At 41.4% G+C, this 2,743-nt stretch carries 3 protein-coding genes; 2 read left to right on the top strand and 1 reads right to left on the bottom strand.

The window, feature by feature from the left end; genetic code table 11:
* The first annotated feature begins 73 nt into the window (after nt 1–73).
* Nucleotides 74–568 (top strand): hypothetical protein, encoded by a 495-nt coding sequence (locus AC5JMF_RS26725; RefSeq protein ID WP_495798737.1) that lies wholly within the window; start codon nt 74–76, stop codon nt 566–568.
* 159 nt (nt 569–727) lie between these two features.
* Nucleotides 728–1,327, top strand: a complete 600-nt coding sequence (locus AC5JMF_RS26720; RefSeq protein ID WP_495798736.1) for a Uma2 family endonuclease — start codon at nt 728–730, stop codon at nt 1,325–1,327.
* A gap of 6 nt (nt 1,328–1,333) precedes the next feature.
* Here the strand turns inward: AC5JMF_RS26720 and AC5JMF_RS26715 are convergent, their stop codons facing one another.
* On the bottom strand, nt 1,334–2,515 hold the full coding sequence (locus AC5JMF_RS26715) for a low temperature requirement protein A (protein WP_495798735.1): 1,182 nt from the start codon (nt 2,513–2,515) through the stop codon (nt 1,334–1,336).
* Nucleotides 2,516–2,743 lie beyond the last annotated feature (228 nt).

Raw genomic sequence — 2,743 nt, 5'->3', positions numbered from 1 at the left:
TGTTTTTGTATCCCTACTCCCTACTCCCTACTCCCTACTCCCTGTTTTTGTAATTGATAATTATTTTTTGCTTATGAAAAATTGCGTACAAATAATAGCTAATAGTAAAGTTTTATTGACGATAATTTTGCTAGGAACAATTTCTACTACAGCGCAAGCACAACAGCAAACAGCACCAGGGCCAATTTCTGAGCCTAATGTAATGCTGAATGTTCAACGCACTAAAGGTACATGTCCGCAAACAGTTGGTTTGTGGTGGTTTGTACTGCCCTATGAAGGTGGCGTTGAACATACAGTAGTGGCAGATACTAGAGCATTTGCCGACTTGACTAACCTAGTTTCATCTAATAAACAGTTTGTGGAATTTGTCTCACCTTTACGTAGTGATTATGCAACTTGTGTTGGTCAAACACGCGCTCAAGAATATACTTTTTATCAGGTAAAATTTAAGAATAAAAAAGCATATTTTCGAGTAGATTTGCGAAAAGTACAAGCACCTAGTAGCTTAATTACCTATAAAACTATTGCAGCTTCTCGTCCTTATGTGAGGTGGGCGATCGCTGACTAAGTTTTTGATACTATTGAGAGAAAAATATGCAACATTTGATGTCCGTACAGAGCTATCCTAACCATAAATTTGTTGCTTCAGTCTTGGGGATGCCTGATTGGCAACTCTTCAAGCTGAAGCAGATAATAGTTTTAGGGCTAATTGTTCCAGAGGTTTATTGTGGTCTTTGCTCAAACCAACCCCCCAAATGCAATAAAAACTCGGCTCACATTAGACGAGTATCGGACTATAGAAGAAACCAACCCAGAACGCCATGAATACCGCAATGGAGAGATTATTACGATGTCGGGAGGTTCTGAAACCCACAGCGCGATCGCCAGCAACTTATTAATTTATTTGGGTTTTTTGCTCAGAGACACCGATTTTCGTTTGTATAATAGCGACTTGCGAGTTTGGATTCCTGAATATCAATGTGGTACTTATGCCGATTTGATGGTTGTTAATAGTAAACCAGAATTCAATGGCGATCGCAATGATGAGATTCTCAATCCTTCAGTTATTGTCGAAGTTCTATCGCCATCTACCGAAGCCTATGATCGAGGCGAAAAGTTTAGAAAATATCGCTCTGTTACTAGCTTTTGTGAATATCTGCTTGTGAGCCAAACTGAACCCTACATTGAGCAGTTTCATAATCTTGATCGTAACGACAACGATCGCTGGCTATGGCAAGTTCACTCTCATCTTGAGCAGTCCATCTTTTTGCACAGTTTAAACGTAGAAATTCCCCTGAGCGAAATCTATCGTCGCATTAATTTTTAAGTGTACCTAAATCTCTGGATCAACTAAGCGAGTGGTAGGGCGACTTTGATATAAATCTTGTACAACTTGCACAATAGCAACTACAGCTACAAGGGCGATGACTGCTATTGGTAACAAACCTTTGCCTAAAATTGCGATCGCTATCAACACAATCGCTGCCCCAAATCGGTATTTGGAACGAATTTTACAATAACGGATGACTCCATATCTGTGCAGAATACCGATAGCTAGCAAACACAATGCAACTGCACCACAAATTAGCCACCGATAGGAATCTGGTAAGGCTAGCGTTGGCTTACTTAACAAAACTTCTTCTACGCCCACCCCAGTAGCAGCAATGCCAATCACTAGCGGTAAATGGGTGTAAAGCCAAAGATTAATCACACCAGTGCTTCCTTGTGTGCGAGCTGTTTGAATGGGTGTGCCGCCTAAGTTATCAAAATAGATCCACCATAAGCTAAAAGCGATACAAAGACCGAACGCAGCAGAAATTACTGTGAAAATATCCCATTTCTGCTCAGAAACTCCATTAACCACCGCAATAATTGCCTCACCCAAGACAATCATAGTAAATAATCCAAAACGCTCAGGTAAGTGGGAGGCATGAGGGAGTAGTCCTAATTGTAATTTGCGTGCGGTTATGGGTGTAGCAAAATCAATAATAATTCCCAATGCCCAGAGGACAAACCGCCAACGAAGGGGTACAAACACTGATATAATCCAGACAAAAGCTGCGATCGCGAAACCAATAGCGTATCGAGTTGTCAAAGGACGCGCAGTGGGGATGTGAATTCCAGCACGGAGATATTCAACCACAAGTACAATACGGCCGAGAGCATAAGCAAGGGCAAAGCCAACCGAACTATCATTTAAGCCATGATGAATGTTGATAGCCATAGCTGCCGCCGTCAGCATATGTAACCCAACCAGCAATCGGCGGATCAGATCATCGCTATCAAAGCGGTTAGCGTAGAATGTAGTGCCAATCCACGACCACCAAACAGGTATAAATAGAAATACAAACCCCAACAAGCCAGAGAGCGAAATATGTTCTTTGAGATAGTGAGCAAGTTGAGCAACTGCAACCACAAACACTAAATCATAAAAAAGCTCTAGCCAAGTGGCGCGTCGTTCTTCTTCAGTCTCTTCACCAATGCGTAACCTTGGTGGTTGGATAAAATTTGCCATAGTCCTAAGAGCGAATCGTTAATAACTCCGTTCGCTCATTTTAAGAGGATGAAATGTAAATATTATCGGAATTTCAAAAGATACGCCCAAAATCACCGATGGTGCGATCGCCTACTCAAACCATTGCACGAGATAATAACAATACCTTGTTCATTTGTCGTCATTCGTCAATATCCTTTGATAATCTCTGCAAACTGCTGTCGGAAAAATATCCAGAACCTTTCGCCA

Source organism: Desmonostoc vinosum (genome assembly GCF_059505385.1).
Note: the sequence above shows the minus strand (reverse complement) of the source record. Positions and strands in the feature narration are given on the sequence as shown.